Annotated in this window: 14 protein-coding genes; 7 read left to right on the forward strand and 7 right to left on the reverse strand. The window is 46.2% G+C overall.

All coding sequences use genetic code 11. The features are described 5' to 3' along the window. Positions 1-51: 51 nt before the first annotated feature. Positions 52-2127 (reverse strand): diguanylate cyclase domain-containing protein, encoded by a 2076-nt coding sequence (locus ORJ01_RS12090; RefSeq protein WP_306178241.1) that lies wholly within the window; start codon positions 2125-2127, stop codon positions 52-54. 158 nt (positions 2128-2285) lie between these two features. On the opposite strand from ORJ01_RS12090, the gene ORJ01_RS12095 reads away from it, so the two are divergent. After that, positions 2286-3581 (forward strand): hemolysin family protein, encoded by a 1296-nt coding sequence (locus tag ORJ01_RS12095; RefSeq protein ID WP_306178242.1) that lies wholly within the window; start codon positions 2286-2288, stop codon positions 3579-3581. A gap of 14 nt (positions 3582-3595) precedes the next feature. On the opposite strand, the gene ORJ01_RS12100 is transcribed toward ORJ01_RS12095, so the two are convergent. Both ORJ01_RS12100 and ORJ01_RS12105 read right to left on the reverse strand, forming a co-directional pair. Next, positions 3596-4177, reverse strand: coding sequence for a DUF5610 domain-containing protein (locus tag ORJ01_RS12100; RefSeq protein ID WP_306178243.1), 582 nt, complete (start codon positions 4175-4177; stop codon positions 3596-3598). A 129-nt stretch (positions 4178-4306) separates the two neighbouring features. Continuing rightward, positions 4307-5863: a peptide MFS transporter gene (locus ORJ01_RS12105; RefSeq protein WP_306178244.1), complete on the reverse strand. Its 1557-nt coding sequence runs from the start codon at positions 5861-5863 to the stop codon at positions 4307-4309. A gap of 370 nt (positions 5864-6233) precedes the next feature. On the opposite strand from ORJ01_RS12105, the gene ORJ01_RS12110 reads away from it, so the two are divergent. Then, on the forward strand, positions 6234-7421 hold the full coding sequence (locus tag ORJ01_RS12110; RefSeq protein WP_306178245.1) for an MFS transporter: 1188 nt from the start codon (positions 6234-6236) through the stop codon (positions 7419-7421). Here the strand turns inward: ORJ01_RS12110 and ORJ01_RS12115 are convergent. Both ORJ01_RS12115 and ORJ01_RS12120 read right to left on the reverse strand, forming a co-directional pair. Beyond that, complete coding sequence (locus ORJ01_RS12115; protein ID WP_306178246.1) at positions 7377-8114, reverse strand: pseudouridine synthase; 738 nt, start codon at positions 8112-8114, stop codon at positions 7377-7379. The genes ORJ01_RS12110 and ORJ01_RS12115 overlap by 45 nt on opposite strands. 156 nt (positions 8115-8270) lie before the next feature. Further along, complete coding sequence (locus ORJ01_RS12120; RefSeq protein ID WP_226750127.1) at positions 8271-8912, reverse strand: DUF4136 domain-containing protein; 642 nt, start codon at positions 8910-8912, stop codon at positions 8271-8273. Between the two features lie 314 nt (positions 8913-9226). Between ORJ01_RS12120 and ORJ01_RS12125 the strand changes: the two genes are divergently transcribed. From ORJ01_RS12125 to ORJ01_RS12135, 3 genes are read left to right on the forward strand one after another with little or no spacing between them, the layout of a single operon-like run. Beyond that, complete coding sequence (locus tag ORJ01_RS12125) at positions 9227-10285, forward strand: efflux RND transporter periplasmic adaptor subunit (protein ID WP_226750126.1); 1059 nt, start codon at positions 9227-9229, stop codon at positions 10283-10285. Positions 10286-10299: 14 nt separating this feature from the next. Continuing rightward, positions 10300-13539: an efflux RND transporter permease subunit gene (locus ORJ01_RS12130; RefSeq protein WP_306178247.1), complete on the forward strand. Its 3240-nt coding sequence runs from the start codon at positions 10300-10302 to the stop codon at positions 13537-13539. After that, the gene (locus ORJ01_RS12135) at positions 13536-16616 is read left to right on the forward strand and encodes an efflux RND transporter permease subunit (protein ID WP_306178248.1); all 3081 of its coding nucleotides are present in this window, start codon (positions 13536-13538) and stop codon (positions 16614-16616) included. Before ORJ01_RS12130 ends, ORJ01_RS12135 begins: the two co-directional genes overlap by 4 nt. Before the next feature lie 3 nt (positions 16617-16619). On the opposite strand, the gene rhlP is transcribed toward ORJ01_RS12135, so the two are convergent. Further along, the gene (rhlP, locus tag ORJ01_RS12140) at positions 16620-17495 is read right to left on the reverse strand and encodes a rhombotarget lipoprotein (protein WP_306178249.1); all 876 of its coding nucleotides are present in this window, start codon (positions 17493-17495) and stop codon (positions 16620-16622) included. Positions 17496-17651: 156 nt separating this feature from the next. Between rhlP and ORJ01_RS12145 the strand changes: the two genes are divergently transcribed. Beyond that, on the forward strand, positions 17652-18398 hold the full coding sequence (locus ORJ01_RS12145; RefSeq protein WP_306178250.1) for a helix-turn-helix domain-containing protein: 747 nt from the start codon (positions 17652-17654) through the stop codon (positions 18396-18398). 197 nt (positions 18399-18595) lie between these two features. After that, positions 18596-19132, forward strand: a complete 537-nt coding sequence (locus tag ORJ01_RS12150; protein ID WP_306178251.1) for a hypothetical protein — start codon at positions 18596-18598, stop codon at positions 19130-19132. Between the two features lie 116 nt (positions 19133-19248). Here ORJ01_RS12150 and ORJ01_RS12155 read toward each other — a convergent pair whose 3' ends face one another. Next, positions 19249-20148 carry a cation diffusion facilitator family transporter gene (locus ORJ01_RS12155; RefSeq protein WP_306178252.1) on the reverse strand — a complete coding sequence of 300 codons (900 nt, stop codon included), beginning with the start codon at positions 20146-20148 and terminating at the stop codon, positions 19249-19251. Positions 20149-20265 lie beyond the last annotated feature (117 nt).

The raw sequence follows: 20265 nt of genomic DNA on the forward strand, positions 1-20265 counted from the left end.
AAAGCCTTTAACTCAATTGGTCAATTAGGCTCATAGTGCTAACTAACCTTTTTAGCCATGAATAGTATGAAGTTTAATCATACCTTCTTGTATCGCACCATTAAGATCTGATTGTAAATGCGGCTCTGCATCGGCAAACGGCACTTTCAATTCGTCAATCAGGTTGATTTGGTTACGGCCATTCAACTTACTTAAGTAAAGGGCCATATCGGCAACCTGTAATACTCTTTCCCAGTTAAATTGATGTTCAGGCACTTGCGAAAACGGTAAGCGAATAAAGCCACCGCTAATCGTCACGGGGATCTCATTGCCTTCGTATGTCACGGGCAGGGCGCTAACTACTTGCAACACTTGCTGGCAGAGTTGATCAATTTCTTCTTGCTCTAAACGCTGAATTACAATTAAAAACTCTTCACCGCCCCAGCGGATCAACAGCTCGTTCTCATCAGTTAAGGTCAATAAGCGTCGACTTAAATCAATCAGCACGGCATCACCTGCCGCATGGCCATAGTTATCGTTAATTTGTTTGAAAAAGTCGATATCTAACAATAAGAGTGCGCAAGCATCCGGCTGGCTGCTTTTATGGCGTTTTGCCATTTTATCTTGCATAGCACGTCGATTGAATAAGCCGGTTAATGGGTCGCGTAAAGACTGATATTCCAGTTGTTTGTTAACTTCTTTTAAGCGTAGATTAGAGCGTTGTACTTTGCGATATAAATTAACCAACAACAACGCCGCTAAGCCCATAATAAAAATAAACAAAAGGGTAATGGTTTGCTGCAGTTGTTTATTTTTAAGCATCTCTTCTTGCAGTTCGTTTTGTTGTTGTAAGATAGTGATTTGCTGTGTTTGAGATTTGAGTTCATAGCGAGATAACAAATCACGTGTAATTTTTTCACTGGACGCTGCGGCAATTTCTTCACGAAGTTGCATTTGCCACTCAAGGGTTTCGGCTAGTTTTGGATAGTCTTTAAGCGATTTATAGGCTTTAGCAAACCACCCAAGTAGGTCTTCTAGTTCAGTTTTACTATCGCGTTGCTGGTAAAAAGCAAAAGCGTTTTGCATTTTGGTCAGGCCTGATTCGGCGTCACCTAAAAGTACTTCTAAATAACCGATGTTAAAGTTAATAAGGTTAACGTTTTCTGTATCTTTTAATGCTAGCGCTTCAGTTAATGCTTCTTCTAGAATATTTTTTGCTGCGGGATAATTTTGTTGCTCGATATACACCGAACCAAGGTTGTTCATGAAGGTAAGCACCAGACTCTGCTGTTTTTGAGCTCGGGCGCGGGCTAAACCTTTGAGATTCACTTCCACAGCTGCGGCATAATCTTTTTGACCCGCCATGACAAAACCGAGCGATAAAAATAGGTCAGGTAGAAGTTGGTCTTGTTTATAGCGTAACAAATCTTTATAAACTTCTTCTAACAAACTTCGTGCACGTTGCCAATCTTTTAAATCGGTATGCACAATTGCAATCTGTTGTCTTAAAGAGGTGCTACGAACTAAAGTTCTACTGTCGTTTGTTGTATTTAAGGCATCAAGTGCTTGCTCATAATGTTTTAACGCCTTTTCGTATTGTGTGTCTTGTCTAAATAGTCTACCTAGTAGAGCGTTTATCCAATATTTAACTCGGGGGTTTTCAACGTCTGTGAGTATACCGGCCAGTATTTCAGCATTAATATATGCCTGATTACTTTGATTGCGAAAAGACAGCACTTCGAGTTCTGCAGCCATAATTTCTGCAATGGCGTTAACTGATGTAGTGTTATTTTTAATTTCTGCCAGAGTCGCTAAAATATCATCTACAGCAGAAGAGTTGGCTTGATATAAATGAGCAAATAGCTGGTAAGTTAGTGCTCTTACAGTGCTCTCAGGTGTATTGTCTTCAGCCAGATTAGTAGGAAGGCGGTCGATGATACTTTGTAGTTTTAGATTTGCTTGTTCTGGGTCAACTAAGGTTAACGTTAAATATTCGTCTAATGCTTGCTCAACTGAAGCATCGCGCATAGCTTGAAACTGAACGTGTTTCGTGTCATCGCTAACATGTTCTTGCGCCACTGCCCAATTAGGTAGCAGCGATATTGCCAGAGTAAAAACAAGAACAATAAAACATTTAGTTAATGACATTATTTTTATGAAACCAAATTTAACTTAAATTTATTCTATAGTTTTAACTAAGATTGCATAATAAGTCCACTTTAAAAAAATATACTTATAAATCAGGTATAATTTAAATAGTTCAGCATAATGCTTAATAAAGGCGATATCACGAGAATGGATTTATTATGAGTGCTTTAGAATACCTTATTATCATGTCTACTTTAGTCGCCACCAGCGCCTTTTTTTCTGTTTCTGAAATTTCTTTAGCTGCCTCGCGCAAAATGCGTTTGCGTTTATTAGCGACTGAGGGCGATGTTCGCGCAGAGAAAATTTTAGCGCTGCAAGATCACCCTGGTAATTTTTTTACGGTAGTGCAAATTGGTCTTAATGCCGTGGCGATACTCGGCGGTATTTTAGGTGAATCGGCTTTTACACCTTATTTTGCCAATATGCTTGGTTTGTTTAGCAACGAAACTTGGGTACAACCTGCGGCCTTTGGTTTGTCCGTGTTCTTTGTCACGTCATTATTTATCTTGTTCGCAGACTTAATGCCTAAACGTTTAGCCATGATTGCCCCCGAGCAAATTGCGCTGCGCATTGTCGCCCCCATGCTATTACTGATTATGCTGCTTAAACCCTTAGTGTGGTTGTTTAACGGTTTAGCCAATTGGTGTTTTAGTATGCTTAAAATACCGACATTGCGTAAAGATGATATTACCCCCGATGATATTATGGCGATGATGGATGCCGGCGCGCAGGCGGGTGTGTTACAAGAACATGAGCATCAGTTACTAGAAAACGTGTTTGATATGGAATCGCGCACCGTAACCTCTGCCATGACGGCGCGCGAAAGCTTAATCTTTTTCACCAAAGACGAAGCGCAAGAGAGTATTAAAGCGAAAATTGCTGAGCATCCCCATGCGAAGTTCTTGGTGTGCGCGGGTGTGTTAGATCAAGTGATTGGTTATGTCGATACCCGTGATATTTTAATGCAGGTATTACACGATCAGCCTATTTCTTTGCAAAAAGACGGCATTGTGCGCACGCCATTAATTATCCCCGATACCTTGTCTTTATATGAGGTGTTAGAGCACTTTAAATCGGCGGGAATCGACTTTGCCATTATCTTAAACGAATACGCGATGGTGGTGGGTATTATCACCTTAAAAGATGTGATGAGTATTGTGATGGGCGAGTTGGTTAATTCAGAAGAAGAGCAGATTGTCGCGCGTGACAGTAATTCATGGTTAGTTGAAGGCTTAACGCCACTGGCGGATGTGATGCGGGTACTGGATATATCGCGTTTTCCGAATGCCGAAAACTACGAAACCATTGCGGGTTTTATGATGTATACCCTAAAGAAAATTCCGAAACGTACCGATTTTGTGCTGCATGCTGGCTATAAATTTGAAGTGGTTGATATCGACAGCTACAAAATTGACCAATTATTGGTCACTCGTATCGAGCCTATTGCGGAATAAACGCTTAATGTTGGTTATGGGGTTTTTGTCTCTGGCTCATTTTTAACCGTTTCGGCTTGTTGCTCATAGCTTGCCATTAATTTTTCACGGAAATTTTGTAAGCCTTTCATTACCATGTCGTAGGTGCTAGCGACACCTGTTTCGACATCACCTTCAAACACTTTTAACCCAGTTAAGATAGCCTTTGCATCGTTAAAACCTTGCTCAATGCCTTTGCCGATGGTTCCCATAAAATCATCTAATTGCTTTAAGCTATCTTCTGATGGTTTCTGTTGTTTATAGATATTAAACAAGCTAGTGGCAAAACTGACAATGCGTTCGGCCGTGGCCTCGGGCGAGGTATCAATGCCAGACTCATAGATTTTTTTGCTGGCGTTTTTACCTAAGGTTGGCTCTAGCGCCTCGTTAATGCCTTCGAGTGCTGTTTTGTAAAGCAGGCTGAGGGTGTTGTTATTACTTTGCAGCGCGACTTTTTCACTGGCCGCTAAAATAGCGGCATTTTGTTGTTGTTTGCTCAGTTTCTCTGGGATCACAGCAGCGTTATTAGCATTGCTACGTAGCGGACTTACCATGCTGTCGGTTTTAATGCTACTCATGAGTTATCCCTAGATCCATTTTCAATTAACGTTGTAGCGGCCGCTACAGCAATAACTTTAGCCGTAAATCCATAAAAAAACACCTCGGCCAGTAGACCGAGGTGTTTGAGGGTAAAGAAGTGTTTAAGATTATTGAATGCCGTGCATGCGTTTTTTCAGTAGCGGGCTGATAACCAACATAAAAATACCTGCAGCGATACCAAAGTAACATAAGAAGGTAAACAGCTCAGTGTAGGCTGCTAAGGCAGCGCCAACATCGGCGACTTCACCACTGGGGGTTTCAATGGCGGCCAGTTTAGCTAATTGCGTTGCCAGTAATTCTGAGTATGCGGTGGCCAAGAACCACGCGCCCATCATCACACCGACCACTTTGTGGACAGCTAATTTGGTAACTGCTGATAAGCCCACTGGGGATAAGCACAATTCGCCCATGGTATGCAGCATATACGCTAGCACCATCCAACCGGCACTGACTAAGCCCGCTTCATTCGGAAATTGTGCACCAATGACTAAGGCTCCAAAGCCTAAACCCGCTTGCATAATACCCAGTGCAAATTTAACTGGCGTACTCGGTTCAAGTTTACGTTTGCTAAGTGCCACCCACAGCCAAGCAAAAATAGGCGCTAGGGTAATAATAAATAAGGGATTTAACGCACCGTATTGACCAGCGGTAGTTTCAAAACCGAACACTGTTCGATCCATTACTCGATCGGCAAACAAGGTCATGGATGAAGCAGATTGTTCAAACAAGGCCCAGAACACCACTGTAGAGAAGGTTAAGATGATCAGCACTAACATGCGATCACGCTCTTCTTTGTTGCATTGCGTTACCATAAACCAGATCACGCCGGCTAAAACTAAGAACGATAAACCTAACAACGCAGAATGAACGATAGGGTTGTATTGTACTAATTGCCAAACAACAAACAGGGCAGGGATTGTTGCTAGGTAAATCAGCCATTCACGATCGACAAAAGCAAATACCTTTTGTTTTAAGCGCACGGGATCATTGGGCTCGGCATAACCATACAGGTATTTTTGACCAGCTAAGAACACAATTAAGCCTAGTACCATACCGATACCGGCTAAACCAAAACCCCAGCCCCAACCGAATTTTTCACCGATATAGGTAACCAATAAGGTGGCAATAAATGAGCCGGTATTGATACCCATGTAAAAGATGGTGAAGCCAGAATCGCGGCGGGCATCATCTTTACCGTACAATTGGCCAACGATAGTAGAAATGTTTGGCTTTAAAAACCCCACACCCATGATGATTAAGGCTAACGAAAAGTAGAACACTTGAATTGCGCCGGTATCTTGCACGACCACATCGTTTTCGACATAGGCTTGGAAGCCTTCGTAGGCAAGGCCTAAGTGACCTAAACACAACAAAATGGCACCAAAGGTAACGGCTTTGCGCATTCCTAAATAACGGTCAGCGAGCATGCCGCCGATCACGGGCATGGCATACACCAAACCGGCATAGCTACCTAATACATCTAAGCCGCCGGCGTCACTGAATAGGTGATATTTTGTTAAATATAACAACAGCAAATATTTCATGCCGTAAAACGAAAAGCGTTCCCACATTTCAGTTAAAAAGCATACATAAAGCCCGACCGGATGGCCGAAAAATTGTGGCTGAGTTTGATGGTTGCCCAGCGCAGTGGATTGAGAATTCATGGAGTCCCCGGGTAATGAATTATTATTATTGTCTGCTTTTATGCAGTTCGCACTCGATTATGCCGCTATCACAACGTTTTGTCATCCTCGGTACAAGCATTTACTTCATCGCTCCTATAATCTCCGCCGCAAGCTGGTCATACCACACTCCGGTACAGGTCGGGCCTCACTCAGAGACAGGTCATACCACACTCCGGTACTGGTCGGGCCTTACTCAGAGACAGGTCATACCACACTCCGGTACTGGTCATACCTTACTCAGAGACGTTTTATTGGGGGGGGGAGTTTTATTGTGATTAGTTGGTCAGTTGGTTTGTTCGCGGTTGGCGATCCGTTACAATAACCGCAAGTAGTTAACTGAGCATAGTCAGTGATCGAATATAAATCTGCCGCTTATTACCGCAGTGTTGCAGCACTTTGTTTAGCCGCCGTGGCGGTATTTGCTAATTTGCATTTAATGCAGCCGCTGTTGCCGGAAATTAGCCGTCAATTTGCGTTAACCCCGCTGCAAGCCAGTATGAGTTATACCGTGGCAACATTGTGTTTGGGCCTGTCGCTGCTGGTATATGCTGCTTTATCGGATGCATGGGGGCGCAAAACGCTGCTGTTAGCCACTTTAATTGGCATGAGCGTAAGTACCTTGTTACTCACGCAAGTGCAAAGTTTCAGTAGCCTGGTGTTACTTCGGGCAGTACAAGGCTGTTGTTTGGGGGGCTTGCCGGCGATTGCAATTGCCTGGATGGGCGAAGAATACAGTAAGCCGGCGTTAGTGAGCGCGGTGGGCTATTACATCAGTGCCAATTCATTAGGCGGGATCTCAGGGCGCTTGCTCGCCGGTGGTTTAGCGGATTTGGGGCATTGGCAATGGGTGTTTTGGCCAATGACGCTGTTAGGGGCGCTCAGTTGTTATGCGGTTTGGCGCTATTTACCGGCCGCTCAGTATTTTGTGCGTCAACCGTTTCGTTTAAAACAGGCTTTACGAGATAATCTGTATCACTTACGCCAGCCATTATTATTATTAACCTACCTGATTGGTGGCTTAAATTTTTTAGTCTTTTTAAACCAATATACCTACTCCAGCTTTGTGCTGGCAGCCACGCCGTTTAATTTAAGTAGCGGCCTTATCGGGCTGTTATTTATAACTTATTTAACTGGCACTTTAGGCTCGGCTTATTCCGCTAAAATTGCCCAGAGGCTTAATTTGCCCGGCGCGATGGCGCTGGGGGTGTTGATTATGATGTTAGGCTCAATTATGACGCTTTTTGCAGGGCTGTTGGGAATGGTAACGGGCTTTTTTATCAGCGCCTTTGGTTTCTTTTTGTGCCATTCACTCGCCAGCAGTTATGTCAATCAACAGGCTACCCGCGCAAAAGCCAGTGCCAGTGCGTTATATCTGGTGTTTTACTATATCGGCGCCAGTAGTGGTGGCGTTTACCTACAACCATTTTGGCAGTGGGCGGCTTGGCCTGGGGTGATTATGGGCTCTTTGCTGATGTATAGTTTAACGTTAGCACTAAGTTGTTGGCTCTGGCGTTTGCAACGCACGAAGTTGTGCTAATTCGATTGTAGTTAAAGGCCGATAGCGGCCCTCTTCGAGATCACCAAGTGGTAAATCGCCAATAGCGATCCGACACAAATCAACCACTTTAAAGCCGAGCGCTCGGCACATATAACGAATTTGCCGATGCTGTCCTTCACTGAGGCAAATTTCTAAGCTGTGTGCAGTTAATACCTTAACTAAACAGGGATTTGCTTGATATTGATGCGGCCCCACTTGCCATGTTATGCCATCGGCAAAAGCTTTGATCAGGGCGTTTGCATCGGTAATCGCTTGCTGCACACGCACTCGATAGCGCTTATGGTGCTGATAACGTGGATGAAGTAAGCGCTGGGCAAGTTCGCCATCATTGGTCAGCAGTAATAAACCGCGTGAGTCTTTATCCAGCCTACCCACGGCAAAGGCTCGAACCGGTAATTGTGACAGCACGTGCGCGACACTGGCGGGATCAGTAGCTCGATTATTACAATCGATACCCACCGGCTTATGATAAAGCCAATATTGCCATGCTGGGGCAGGTGCTAAGCTTTGACCGTTAATCTGGATTTCATCATCAACAGCAACTCGTTGTTGTAATCGAGCCGGCTCACCGTTAACCAACACTTGGCCTGCACTGATCAAACGGTTTGCCGCTTGGCGCGAACAAAAACCGCGCGAAGCAATTGCTTTAGTTAGAGGAATTCGTGGGTTCATGGTCGAAGGGCAAAGCAGTTAACTAAGGACATCAGCGGGCTTGAGCATCTAGGGTGTTAATAGTCGACATTATAACTCAATGTAATACCTTGTTGGCAGCACTTGATTAAATCTTCGGGCATTAAGCCAGTGCTGTTGAGGCACTGGCTAAAGCATTTATTTGTTGTCGGCACTTAACCGTGTAGGGTAACGCTGATAAATCAGCGCCACCGCTGCGCTAATACTATCTTGCGAATGTACTTTCGAGTCTGCTGCTAATTTACCTTCGGTCATACCTTGCCAAATTAAACGATTCTCGCTGGCATCAATCACATCAATCAGAATTGATCCTACTTTGTAACGATGTGTTTCAACACCGCCAAAAATAGGAAAGCCGAAACTCAAAGCGCTATTGCGACCGAAAAAGCCATAACCGGCGTTAATGCTAAAAGGCGAACTGCGAACATCTTCCCGATTCTCTGTATTGATCTGGTAATTCACTAATAATTGCGGGCTTTGCTCATTGTAGCGATAGCCTAAATCGGTCATTTCGCGAATGATGGCGGCTTTAAAATGTTGCGCTTGTAGCGGATCGTAGCTAGGGGCTGTCGCAGCAGTCTCTGCCGTATCAGCTGTTTTAGTTTCGGCTGTTGCCTCAACCGTTTCGGTGGGCTTAAAAAAAGCAAAGGTTTGATATTGTTGAAAGTTAACCGAACGGTCATAGTCAATATTAGCTTGTTTCGGGCTGGCGCAACCGGCCAATACAAGCGTGGTGGTCAGCAGCAATAAGCTGGTTTTTAGCACGTTAACAACAGACATCAGACACCTCATCCTGAAACAAACAATTATTACAGCGAGTTTAGCGCAGTTTATACGAGCCTCACAGTATAATAATTTAGCAAGCCAAGCTGAACGCAGCCTGTACTTCGTTTTACGCCGCTATCAGGCTGAAAGTTTAGCAAGGCTAGTTAAATTGACTAATTAATCGTTATTTACGCTATTTAATTACCATGTTAAAAAACATGAATTGTAACAATTATCTGCTAACTTACTGATTATATTTTTATTTTAGTTTTGGCATAGTGGCTGCAACAAATATCTATAATACTTTTTATAGTTCAAGGAATGGAAAAATGCAGGCGAAATTAGCATTAGTGGCGGTGGTGTTTCTCGGTAGCGTAGTTTTAACAGGATGCAATAAGGCGCAAAGTAGCCCGAACAGCACCGCTGCCGCTGAGGTGGCAATCCCAGTAGAAACGTCACGTTCGCGTTTAGGGGCCATCAGTAGCAGTTATCGTACAACCACTACCTTAACAGCGCGGGCTGAAGCCGACATGATGGCGAAAAGCACCGGTATCGTGCAGCAAGTGCTCGTGGAAGAAGGCGATCAGGTTAAAGCGGGGCAATTGTTAGCGGTTTTAGAAAACGAGCGGCAACAACACTTGTTAGCCAAAGAGCGGGCAGAGTTAGGCCGCTTAGAATCTGAATTAAGCCGCATGCATGAAATGCATCAGCGCAAATTGGTTAGTACCGACGTGTATGAAAAACTAAAATGGCAAGTCTCGGCCATGCAAGCCGGCGTTGCACTGGCTGAGTTAAATTTGCGAGAAACCGAAATTCGCGCACCGTTTAACGCAGTGGTGGCACGGCGTTTTGTTAAAACCGGCCAATTGATTAACCAATTGGCGCCAAATTCACTGTTTTATTTGGTCAGTGAAAGCGAATTAGAAGCGGTGGTGCATTTACCTGAGCAACAAATGCTGCAAGCGAAAAGTGGCCAAGCCGCCATACTAAGCTTTGCTGGCGTACCCAGTGTTACTGCCAGTATTAGTCGCGTCGCGCCTGTGGTCGATGCCAGTTCTGGTACGGTGCGTACCACGCTGATTATTGATAACCAAGCAAGGCAGCTCAAAGCCGGCATGTTTAGTCAGGTAGAGATCCAATTTGATACCCGAGAACAGGCACTGTTAATCCCTAAGCGCGCGCTCATTACCTTAGATAATTTAGCCGGTGTGATGGTGTTAGATGCCGACAATCGGGTGCAACGTCGCCAAGTGTCTTTGGGGTACACCGCTGATCATATGGTTGAAGTGCTTGAAGGTTTAAACGTGGGTGATCAGGTGGTGGTTGCAGGTCATGCTGCATTAAAAGATCAGAGCTTGGTCAAGGTTGTTTCTGAGCGCGAATTCTAACAAGGACGTTAATCATGAGTTTGGTCAATACTGCTGTAAACCGGCCGGTTACCGTCTGGATGTTTACCCTCGCCATTGTATTATTTGGTTTAGTGTCGGTCGGTCGCTTAGCGGTTAATTTACTACCCGATCTGTCCTATCCTAGCTTAACGGTACGTACTACCTATATAGGCGCGGCCCCAGCTGAAGTAGAGCAACTGGTCAGTAAGCCGGTTGAGGAAGCGCTGGGCATTGTTAAAGGGGCTCGTAAAGTCACGTCGGTATCTCGAGCTGGGCGCTCTGACGTGGTACTGGAGTTTGATTGGGGCACGGACATGGATCTGGCGCTGTTAGAAGTGCGAGAGAAACTGGATGTGTTGTTCTTACCCTTAGATGTTGATAAACCGTTATTACTGCGTTTTAACCCCAACCTAGACCCGGTGGTGCGGCTGTCGTTGTCTAAAGCAAACATGACCGCAGCAGAGTTGGTCAGTATCCGTACCTTTGCCGAAGAAGATTTACGCCGCAAGCTTGAATCGTTTAGCGGTATCGCTGCGGTGCGCCCAGACGGGGGGTTAACCCAAGAAATTCAGATCTTGGTGGATCCACAAAAGTTAAGTCAGCTGCAACTTGATATCAGCGTGATCACCCAGCGCTTAAAAGCCGAAAATATTAATTTAGCAGGCGGACGGTTAGAAACCGCCTCTTATGATTATTTGGTCAGAACCATTAACCAATTTGCTGAGCTGCAAGAAATTGAAAATCTGTATTTAACTACGGTTGGCAACAGCCAAGTTCGCCTAAAAGATGTGGCCGAGGTGCGAGATGCCTTTGCTGATCGGCAAAGTATCAGTTACATCAATGGCAGTCAGGCCATTGAGCTGGCTATTTATAAAGAAGGCGATGCCAACACGGTGCGCGTGGCTGAAGGGTTATTGGCGCGTTTGCCTGAGCTACGTAAAATGCTGCCGCCAGGCTATCAGCTAGAGGTGCTATCTGATCAATCTCAATTTATTAAACAAGCCATCTCCGATGTAAAATCTGCTGGTATGGTCGGCGGTTTGCTGGCGATGTTAGTGCTGTATTTGTTTTTACGAAATGCTTGGGCCACCTTGATAATTTCGGTTTCCATTCCGGTTTCGGTGATTGCGACCTTTAATTTGATGTACGGTCAGGGTATTACGCTGAATATGATGAGCCTAGGCGGTATTGCCTTGGCGGTGGGTTTACTGGTCGATAATGCCATTGTGGTACTGGAAAATATAGCCCGGCACAAAGAGCTGGGGTTATCGGGTAAAGCTGCTGCGCAAAAAGGCGCCGGTGAAGTAGCGATGGCGATTACGGCCTCTACTTTAACCACGGTTGCCGTGTTTTTCCCCTTGGTCTTTGTTGAAGGTATCGCCGGGCAACTGTTTCGTGATCAAGCCTTAACCGTGACCTTTGCTTTGTTAGTGTCGCTGGTAGTGGCTCTGACGTTAATTCCGACCATGGCTGCGCGCAGTCGTAAAGCGAGATCTTTAGAGAGCGATCAAGCCCCTGCACCCTTGCCATCATTAAAACCCTCACGTTGGTATCACTGGCTATTATTGCCGCTGCGCTTAATTGGTCGCGGTTTTTACCTTGTACTATTATCGCTGGTTAGCGTGCTGAGCCTGCTATTTAGTCTTATTGCAAAAGGCTTGTATTGGCTGTGTCGCCCTGCCGTGTTGTTGGTGCAATGGGTATTAAGTGTAACAGAGCAAAGCTATCTGAAAGTGCTTCGTGCTGCGCTGCGGGCGAAAACGCTGACTTTACTTGTTACTTTTATTGCCGCAGGGGCCTGCTTTAGCTTGCTACCGCGCTTAGGGGCTGATGTGTTGCCACAACTTAGCCAAGGTGAGTTTTATGTTGATGTGCAATTACCGGTAGGCTCGGCAATTGAGCAAACGGATGCACTGTTAAAGCAGCTAGCTAAGCAATTAGAGCAATATCCGGTGGTGGCGCGCAGCTATGGTTTAGCCGGTACTGGCGCGCAAATGACAGTTGATCCCGCCATTGGTGGCAGCCATTGGGGCCGTTTACATGTGGTGTTAACCGATGAGAGTAGTGCTGCAGACGAGCAATTATTGCAAGAAGAGCTGCGCCGCAGTTTAGCCTTACAGCCAGGGGTAAACGCGCACTTTGACCGGCCGCAGTTGTTTAGTTTTAGCACGCCGTTAGAAATTGAAATTAGTGGTTATGATTTAACCCAGCTAGCCGAATCGGCAGAGCGCTTGCAGGGCTTATTAAGTGCCGATCAGCGCTTTACGGATGTTAAATCGAGTTTACGGCCAGGCCAGCCTGAGATTACGCTGTATTTTGATCATGCCCGTTTGGCGCAATTAGGTATGACAGCACAGCAGGTGGCCAAGCGTGTCGCAACCTATATCGGCGGTGAAGTGGCGGGGCAGTTTTCGGTAAACGATCGTAAGATTGATATTCGCGTACGCTTAGCTGAGCAATATCGGCAATATGAATTACAACTGGCGCAACTGATTATCAACCCCGGTGCAGCCGAGCCTTTGCCGTTAAGTGCCGTTGCGCAAGTGCGCCGTGAAGTGGGCCCAAGCGAAATTACCCGAGTTGGCCAGCAGCGGGTTGCCATTGTCACGGCCAATTTAGCCTATGGTGATTTAGAGCAAGCTACAGACCGTGCTAATACACTGTTACAGCAACTGGTGTTGCCGCCAGGTCAAGTAGTGCAGGTGATGGGCCAAAGCGAAGAAATGGCCCGCGCATACAGCTCTTTGCTGTTTGCGTTGTTATTGGCCGTGTTCTTGGTGTACCTAGTAATGGCCTCGCAGTTTGAGAATTTACTTCAACCCTTACTGATTTTATTTACGGTGCCGCTAGCAGGAGCAGGGGCGGTGTTAGGTTTGTGGCTAACAGATACACGGTTATCAGTGATTGTGTTTATTGGTTTAATTATGTTAGCCGGTATCGTAGTAAATAACGCCATTGTGCTGATTGACCGCATCAATCAATTGCGAGCAGAAGGCCAAGCGATGACCGAGGCCATTATACTGGCTGGGCAAAGTCGTTTACGCCCCGTGTTGATGACCACTTTAACCACGGTGCTCGGTTTATTACCACTGGCGCTTGGTACTGGCGAAGGCAGTGAAATTCGGGCGCCGATGGCGATCACGGTCATTTTCGGTTTAAGTTTAGCCACCTTATTAACCTTGGTGTTTATACCAGTGCTGTATAGTTTTCAGCAAAACCGCCAAAGCGCTGTTGTTACGGAGGCGCAAGTATGAACACAGAGCAACCTACAACAGAAAAACCCTTAGGGTTAACCCGGTTAGCCTTGCGTCGGCCGGTGACTATTTGCATGTTTTTTATTTCGCTTCTGTTACTCGGCGGTTTAGCCAGCAGGTTATTGCCGCTAGAGATGCTGCCGGGTATTGATGTGCCGCAATTATATGTCACTGTGCCGTATCCTAATGCTAGCCCTGCTGAAGTAGAGCGTTTAATTACCCGCCCTTTGGAAGAAGCATTGGCTACGGTTAGTGGTATTAAGCGTTTGCGCAGTTTTGCCAATGAAAACAGCGGTGATGTTTCGCTTGAGTTTCGTTGGAGCGAAAACATCAGCAGCAAGGGCTTAGAGGTACGCGAACGTCTTGATAGTATTCGGCATTTGCTGCCAAGCGATGTCGAGCGCGTGTTGCTGTTTCAATTTAACACTAGCGATTTGCCGATTTTTCAATTACGCATTTCTTCTGAGCGTGATTTGGCGATGGCCTACGATCTGCTGGAACAGCAAATTAAGCGGCCATTAGAGCGCGTGCCGGGCGTATCAAAAGTGGAATTATACGGTGTTGAAAAACGCCAAGTCATTATTCGCCTTGATCCCGACAAATTGCGCGCCCTGAATGTTGATGCCAGTAGTTTACTGGCGCAATTACGCGGCAGTAATTTTTCGTTAAGTGCCGGCGAGTTACGTAATCCAGAGCAAAGTGTCTTAGTGAAACCGCTGGGTGAGTATCAAGATTTAAGTGAGATCGCTGCTTTGCCGATACGCCCCGGTTTGCAACTACGCGATCTGGCCAGCGTTGAGCTTGAACTGCCTAAACGCCAAGAAGGGCGCCATTTAAATCAAACCTACGCGGTTGGTATGAACGTGTACAAAGAGTCGGGTGCTAACCTAGTGGATGTTGCCGCTGCCGCCATGCAAGTTGTGGCAAAGGCTGAAGCGAACCCGGCGTTTAATGGCATCAATTTATTTGTGATGGATGATTTGGCCGACAGCGTGACAACGTCGTTGCGTGATTTATTAATGGCCGGTGCCATCGGCGCTTTGCTGTCGTTTATTGTGTTGTTTTTATTTTTACGGCATTTAACCACCACCTTAATTGTGGTGTTATCGGTGCCTGCGGCCATCGTGATTGCGCTGGGCGCCATGTATTTTATGGGCTACAGCTTAAATATTCTTAGCATGATGGGCTTAATGTTAGCCATAGGTATGCTGGTTGATAATGCGGTAGTTGTCACCGAAAGCATCTTTCGGGAACGTGCAGCAGGCGGCGATATTCGCGCGGCGACCGAGCGGGGAGTAAAGCGCGTTGGCTTGGCGGTATTAGCGGGTACAGCCACTACGGCGATAGTGTTTTTACCGAATATTATTGGTGAAAAGATGCAGCTGACCATCTTTTTAGAGCATGTCGCCATTGCCATCTGTTTATGCTTGGGCATTTCTTTATTGTTAGCCTTAACGCTGATCCCGTTGTTAACCACCAAATTAAGTGTGCAGCCACAACCGCAACAAACCGCTTCAGCCTTAGAGCAGTTTTATCATCGTGCGCTGACACTGGTGATGAATTGGCCAAAAACAGCCAGTGTTGCCGCCTTGTTGGTGCTAGCCAGTGCGGGCTTACCCTTTTCACAAATGGGTACTAGTAGTGATGAAGACCAAGATAATAGCCGCTTGTACCTAAATTACAATGTGCAAGGCAATTACAGCCTAGAAGAAGTGCGGGCAGAAGTGTCAACGATGGAAGCGTTTTTATACAGTCGTCAGGCAGAGTTTGGTATCGCTTCTGTATACAGTTATTATCGTGCTGGGCATGCCATGTCGATTATTCTACTGAAACCTGAGCTTGAAGTGCCCTTAGCGCAACTAAAAGAGCACATTCGCGCCGACTGGCCAACGTTGGTGCGTTCGCAACCTTCATTTAGTTTTGGTAATAATAACAATGCGTTGCAGCTACACTTATTAGGCAATTCGACTGAGCGTTTATTAAGCTTAGCGGGTGAGATCCAACCGCTGTTACAAAGCTTGCCCAGCCTTGCCGAAGTGAGCTCTGATTTGGCGAAAGGTCAACAAGAAATTCAAATCATACTTAAACGTGCTGAGCTGGATCGCCTTAAATTGGCGGCCGATCAGGTAGCGAATGCCGTTGCGTTGGCGTTACGTGGGGTCAATTTACGTACCTTTCGTAGCAGTGAGCAGGGGGAGCTGTTGATCCGCTTGATTTACGATGAGCGCATCAGCCAATCACCGGCCGAGCTTGCTGCCTTGCCCGTGGCGGTGGTTAACGGTGTCAGTATTTCATTGTCGCAGGTGGCGGAATTAAAGGTGATGCCACGGTTACAGTCGATCCAACGCTTCGAACGGCAGACCGGCATAGCATTGCAATTAGCATTACAGCCGGAGGTTAAAAACGAAGAGGCGAGAGCGCAAATCGATCAGTTAATGCAACAGGTGCAATTACCCGATGGTTATCGTTGGTCTTATCAAGGCGGCTTTGTACGGCAAAACGAAGAGCAGCAAGTGATGATGGTGAATATGTTGCTGGCGCTGGCGATGATTTACATTGTAATGGCGGCGTTATTTGAATCGTTATTACTGCCCAATGCGGTGATCAGCAGCCTGTTGTTTTCTTTTGTTGGGGTGTTTTGGACATTCTGGCTCACCGGTACCAGCATGGGGGTGATGGGCATGATTGGTATGCTGGTATTAATGGGTATTGTGGTGAATAACGGCATCGTATTGGTTGATCGTATTAATCAGGATCGGCAATTACAGCCTGATATGCCGCTAAAAACTTTGATTGTAGAAGCCTGTACTTTAAGGCTACGGCCAATTTTAATGACGGTATCGACCACGGTGTTGGGTTTAGTGCCCCTGGCGTTAGGCGGCACTTCGATTGGCGGTGACGGCCCCAGCTATGCACCGATGGCCTTAGCGATCATCGGTGGCTTGTTATTCTCTACCTTAACGAGTTTGCTGCTGGTACCGTTAAATTATTATGGCTTGATAAAGTTACGCGCCGGTTGTGCGCAGTTGTTACTGCGCAGTCAGCGTTGGCAACATCGGTTATTGAAAAGAGCTTAACCTTTAACTTTGGCTGAGTGGGTGGCGAGCACGTTGCCGACTCAGCCAAAGGCCAAATATGATAATTAAAAAGCTTGAACCGAAGCTACCGCCACCACGGTAATGGCTGCTTTTGACAATTTGGATATCCTCTGGCCGTGCTTTTAAACGCTCGGTAAAGCGTTGTAATTCAGTTTCTAAATTGCTGATCATATCTTCACTGGCGGCAGCAAAGCCGGCGCTACTATCAAGCCGTAGTTCTTCACTTAAATTAATGGGTGTGGAGCGCCCTTGTATTTGGCTGACGCCCGGAGCTCGAAATAACAACTTACGACTGTCGATGGCATAAACCGCCGTGTCCATTAACGTGCTGGTATCGTTTTTTTGCCCCGATACTAAATAAGCACCTACCAAGGTCCAATAACTCAGCGCCGCTTTGGATTCGTCACTAAACTGCGCTTGATCAAACGATACTAAAGCAATGACATCGACACCAAACATGGTTTTTAGTTGATCAAGATTGGTAAAACTACCTTGCGGCCGCAAATAGGCGCTGGGGATCACTTGAATATCGCCAATAAAGTCACGTTCTCTAAATTGTGCAGCAATGTTATCCAAAATTTGCATCTTGGCCGGCTCGGTCAGCAGGTTGGCACCAGTGTTTTGCCACGCCCAAGGATTGTCGCCACGTTGATGACTGCGATCAGCCGGTACAAAGGCAATACCCAAACGAATAGGTAATTGTAAAATCGGTGTCGCTGGGCTGATCATCACTTCATTTTCAGTGGGGTAGAGGTACTCGACCACGCTACTGCGACTGCCCATTTGCTGGCTGGCGCAACCGGTTAAACTGCAAAGTAGGGCAAGACTAATGCTGATTTGACGAATTGATAGAGCCATAATAGCGTCCTTTAGGTTGAGCAGGTTTGCTTACGCATTAAACTAGCAGGCAAGTGAACATAGCGCTACTTAAAAAATAAAAGCAGCAACATTTATCGCTTTTGGTAGCGTAATACGCTACTTTTAAGGCTGGGTATAACAATAGCTGATCTTCCGATGCAACAAAGTAACGCATTAATTAAAGTGATAAAACAGGCCTTAAAACAGCATGGTTTTACTTACCAACAGGTTGCGGCTCATCTTGAGCTGACTGAAGCCAGTGTAAAACGGATGTTTTCCCAGCAACAGTTTACGCTGGCGCGCATTGAAAGCATTTGTCAGCTGATGGCGCTCGATTTTACAGATTTGCTGCGTTTATTAGAGCAAGCCCAGTGGCAGGTGACGCAACTGAGTGAACAGCAAGAGCAGCAGTTAACTGAAGATCTGACCTTGTTAGTGGTGGCGGTATCGGCGTTAAATCATTGGACGATGCAAGACATGCTGCAGTGGTATCAACTGACGCCAACTGAATGTTTGCAAAAGTTGATTAAATTAGACCGTTTAAAGTTGATTGAACTGTTACCGCAAAACCGCATTAAATTAAAAGTTGCCCCCAATTTTAGCTGGCGTAACGATGGTCCCATTCAACGCTTCTTTCAACAGCAATTGGCAACTGATTTCATTCATCATCGTTTTAACGGCGATCAAGAATGCTTACTGGTATTAAATGGCATGTTGTCGGTATCGAATAACGCGGTGTTTCAACGAAAACTAAAACGTCTTGCTAATGAATTTAATGAATTAGTTCAACAAGACAGTCAGTTGCCGCTCAGTCAGCGCCATGGCAGTAGCGTGGTTCTAGCGCTACGCGATTGGCGTTTTGGCGCTTTGCAGCGGTTATTACGCCAAGATAATCCAAGCTAAACGTGCTTTCAGCCACCGTTCAGCCTTAAGCGCGTAAAACACAGATCAGACCACACTCAGAGACAGCTCCGACCACACTCAGACACCGGTACGAGCTCTGAGCTCTGGCCGCACTCAGAGACAGGTTGGACCGCACAGATTAAGAGACTTGTCGCTGGTTTTGTGGAGCAATTTACTTAAATAGTGAAGAGGTTTTTATGCGAATGAAAGTATTAGCGCTGATGTTGCCGTTGTTTGGCTTTAGTAGTGTGTTGTCGGCTGCTACCGTGATTACTGAGCAAAACATTAGTCGCTTAGAAGCGGTTTTACCGCAATTGGCGAAAATTGAGCAGGACAGCCCCGCGGAGTTAAAGCGGTTAAGATTACAGCCACATTGCAACTGGCCACAGCATGTTAGTGAGTTACAAGCGAAAGAAAGCGGTAAAGAGTATGTGGCGCAGATGCAAAAAATTTTGGCCGCGCACCAGCTTACTCCGGCAGTCTTTTTAGAGTTAACCGCGAAAGGGGCTTGGCCGGTTCTGCAATCGATGCAGCCGATGTTGAATCTGTCACAGCAGTCGTTGCCGTTTTTACCGCAAGCGCAGCGCGATCAAGTTGAAAAAACCTTGGCGCAAACCAGTCATATGCAAAAAGTGATTCAGCCGTGTTTAACCAGCGAAGACTTGGCGGCCTTGCAGCAACACCAGCAGCGCTTCATTAATTTAGCGGTCAGTATGCCAGGCTTGGCGATATAGTTTTGACTGTCTCTCGGCATTTAGCGCCGCCTAGCGATGTCGTTCGTTGCTGAAGAGTATCGCGCCAAGGTCGCGAGCTAATGCAGCATCTTGCCAATATGACTGGCTAAAGTGAGTTAATGAACGGTTGGATTGAGTAGCCTGTTATCTGAGCTGTTATAGTCCAACGGTTCAATATGTACTGTTAATTGCACACCTAAGCTGAGTAATTGTTGCTCGGCAGCATCAGCTAATTGATGCGCACGCTCGACACTCCAGTCACCGGGCACCAGCAAATCCGCTTGCGCAAACGCTTGGGTGGCGGCAGCGCGGGTGCGTAAATGAGTAAACTGCGCCTGGCGATTACCCAGCTCGACAAAAATTTGTTCAATCGTGGCAATTTGCTCTGCAGTCAAGGCTCTGTCCATTAAGCCATTTATCGCCTTGAATAAAATACTGCCGCCTTCACGCAGAATATGTAAGGCCACCAAAATAGCCACCAAGGCATCCAACCAAATAAACCCCGTTAATGCCGCTAACACGACCCCGATAACCACGCCAGCAGTGGTCCAAACATCGGTTAATAAATGTTTGCCATCCCCCTCTAAGGCCGGCGATTGATGTTGTTGACCACCTTTAACCAGTAGCAAGCCCACAGCTAAGTTAAGCAGGCTGGCCAGCACGGTTAGTGCGATGCCGATATTTAAGCCTAGTAAAGGTTGAGGATTGAGCAAACGCTCAACGGCGGTAAACATAATCGCCAGCGCCGCCAGAAAAATCATGCCGCCTTCAAAAGCGGCTGAGAAGTATTCTGCTTTGCTGTGGCCAAAAGGATGGTGTTCATCAGCAGGGCGTTTGGCCAGTGTTACCATCATTAGCGCAAAACTTGCGCCCGCGACATTCACCAGCGACTCGATAGCGTCAGATAAAAAACCCACCGAATCGGTTAAATACCAAGCCAGGGTTTTTAACGCCATGGTTAAAAAACCGGCAAGTAGCGACAGTAACAGCAATTGACGTGGGCGTAAGTTAGACATCAGCTAAAATCGTTCATACTAAAAATTCAGTGTAGTCCCGCGAAGCGGTAAAGTCATGCGGCTTATTCGCCTTTCAATCGTACACCCTGTATAATATGCGGCCTTGTAACACTCAGG

The sequence above is a fragment of the Alishewanella sp. SMS8 genome, assembly GCF_030737935.1.
In the GTDB taxonomy this organism is placed as follows: Bacteria; Pseudomonadota; Gammaproteobacteria; order Enterobacterales; family Alteromonadaceae; genus Alishewanella; species Alishewanella maricola.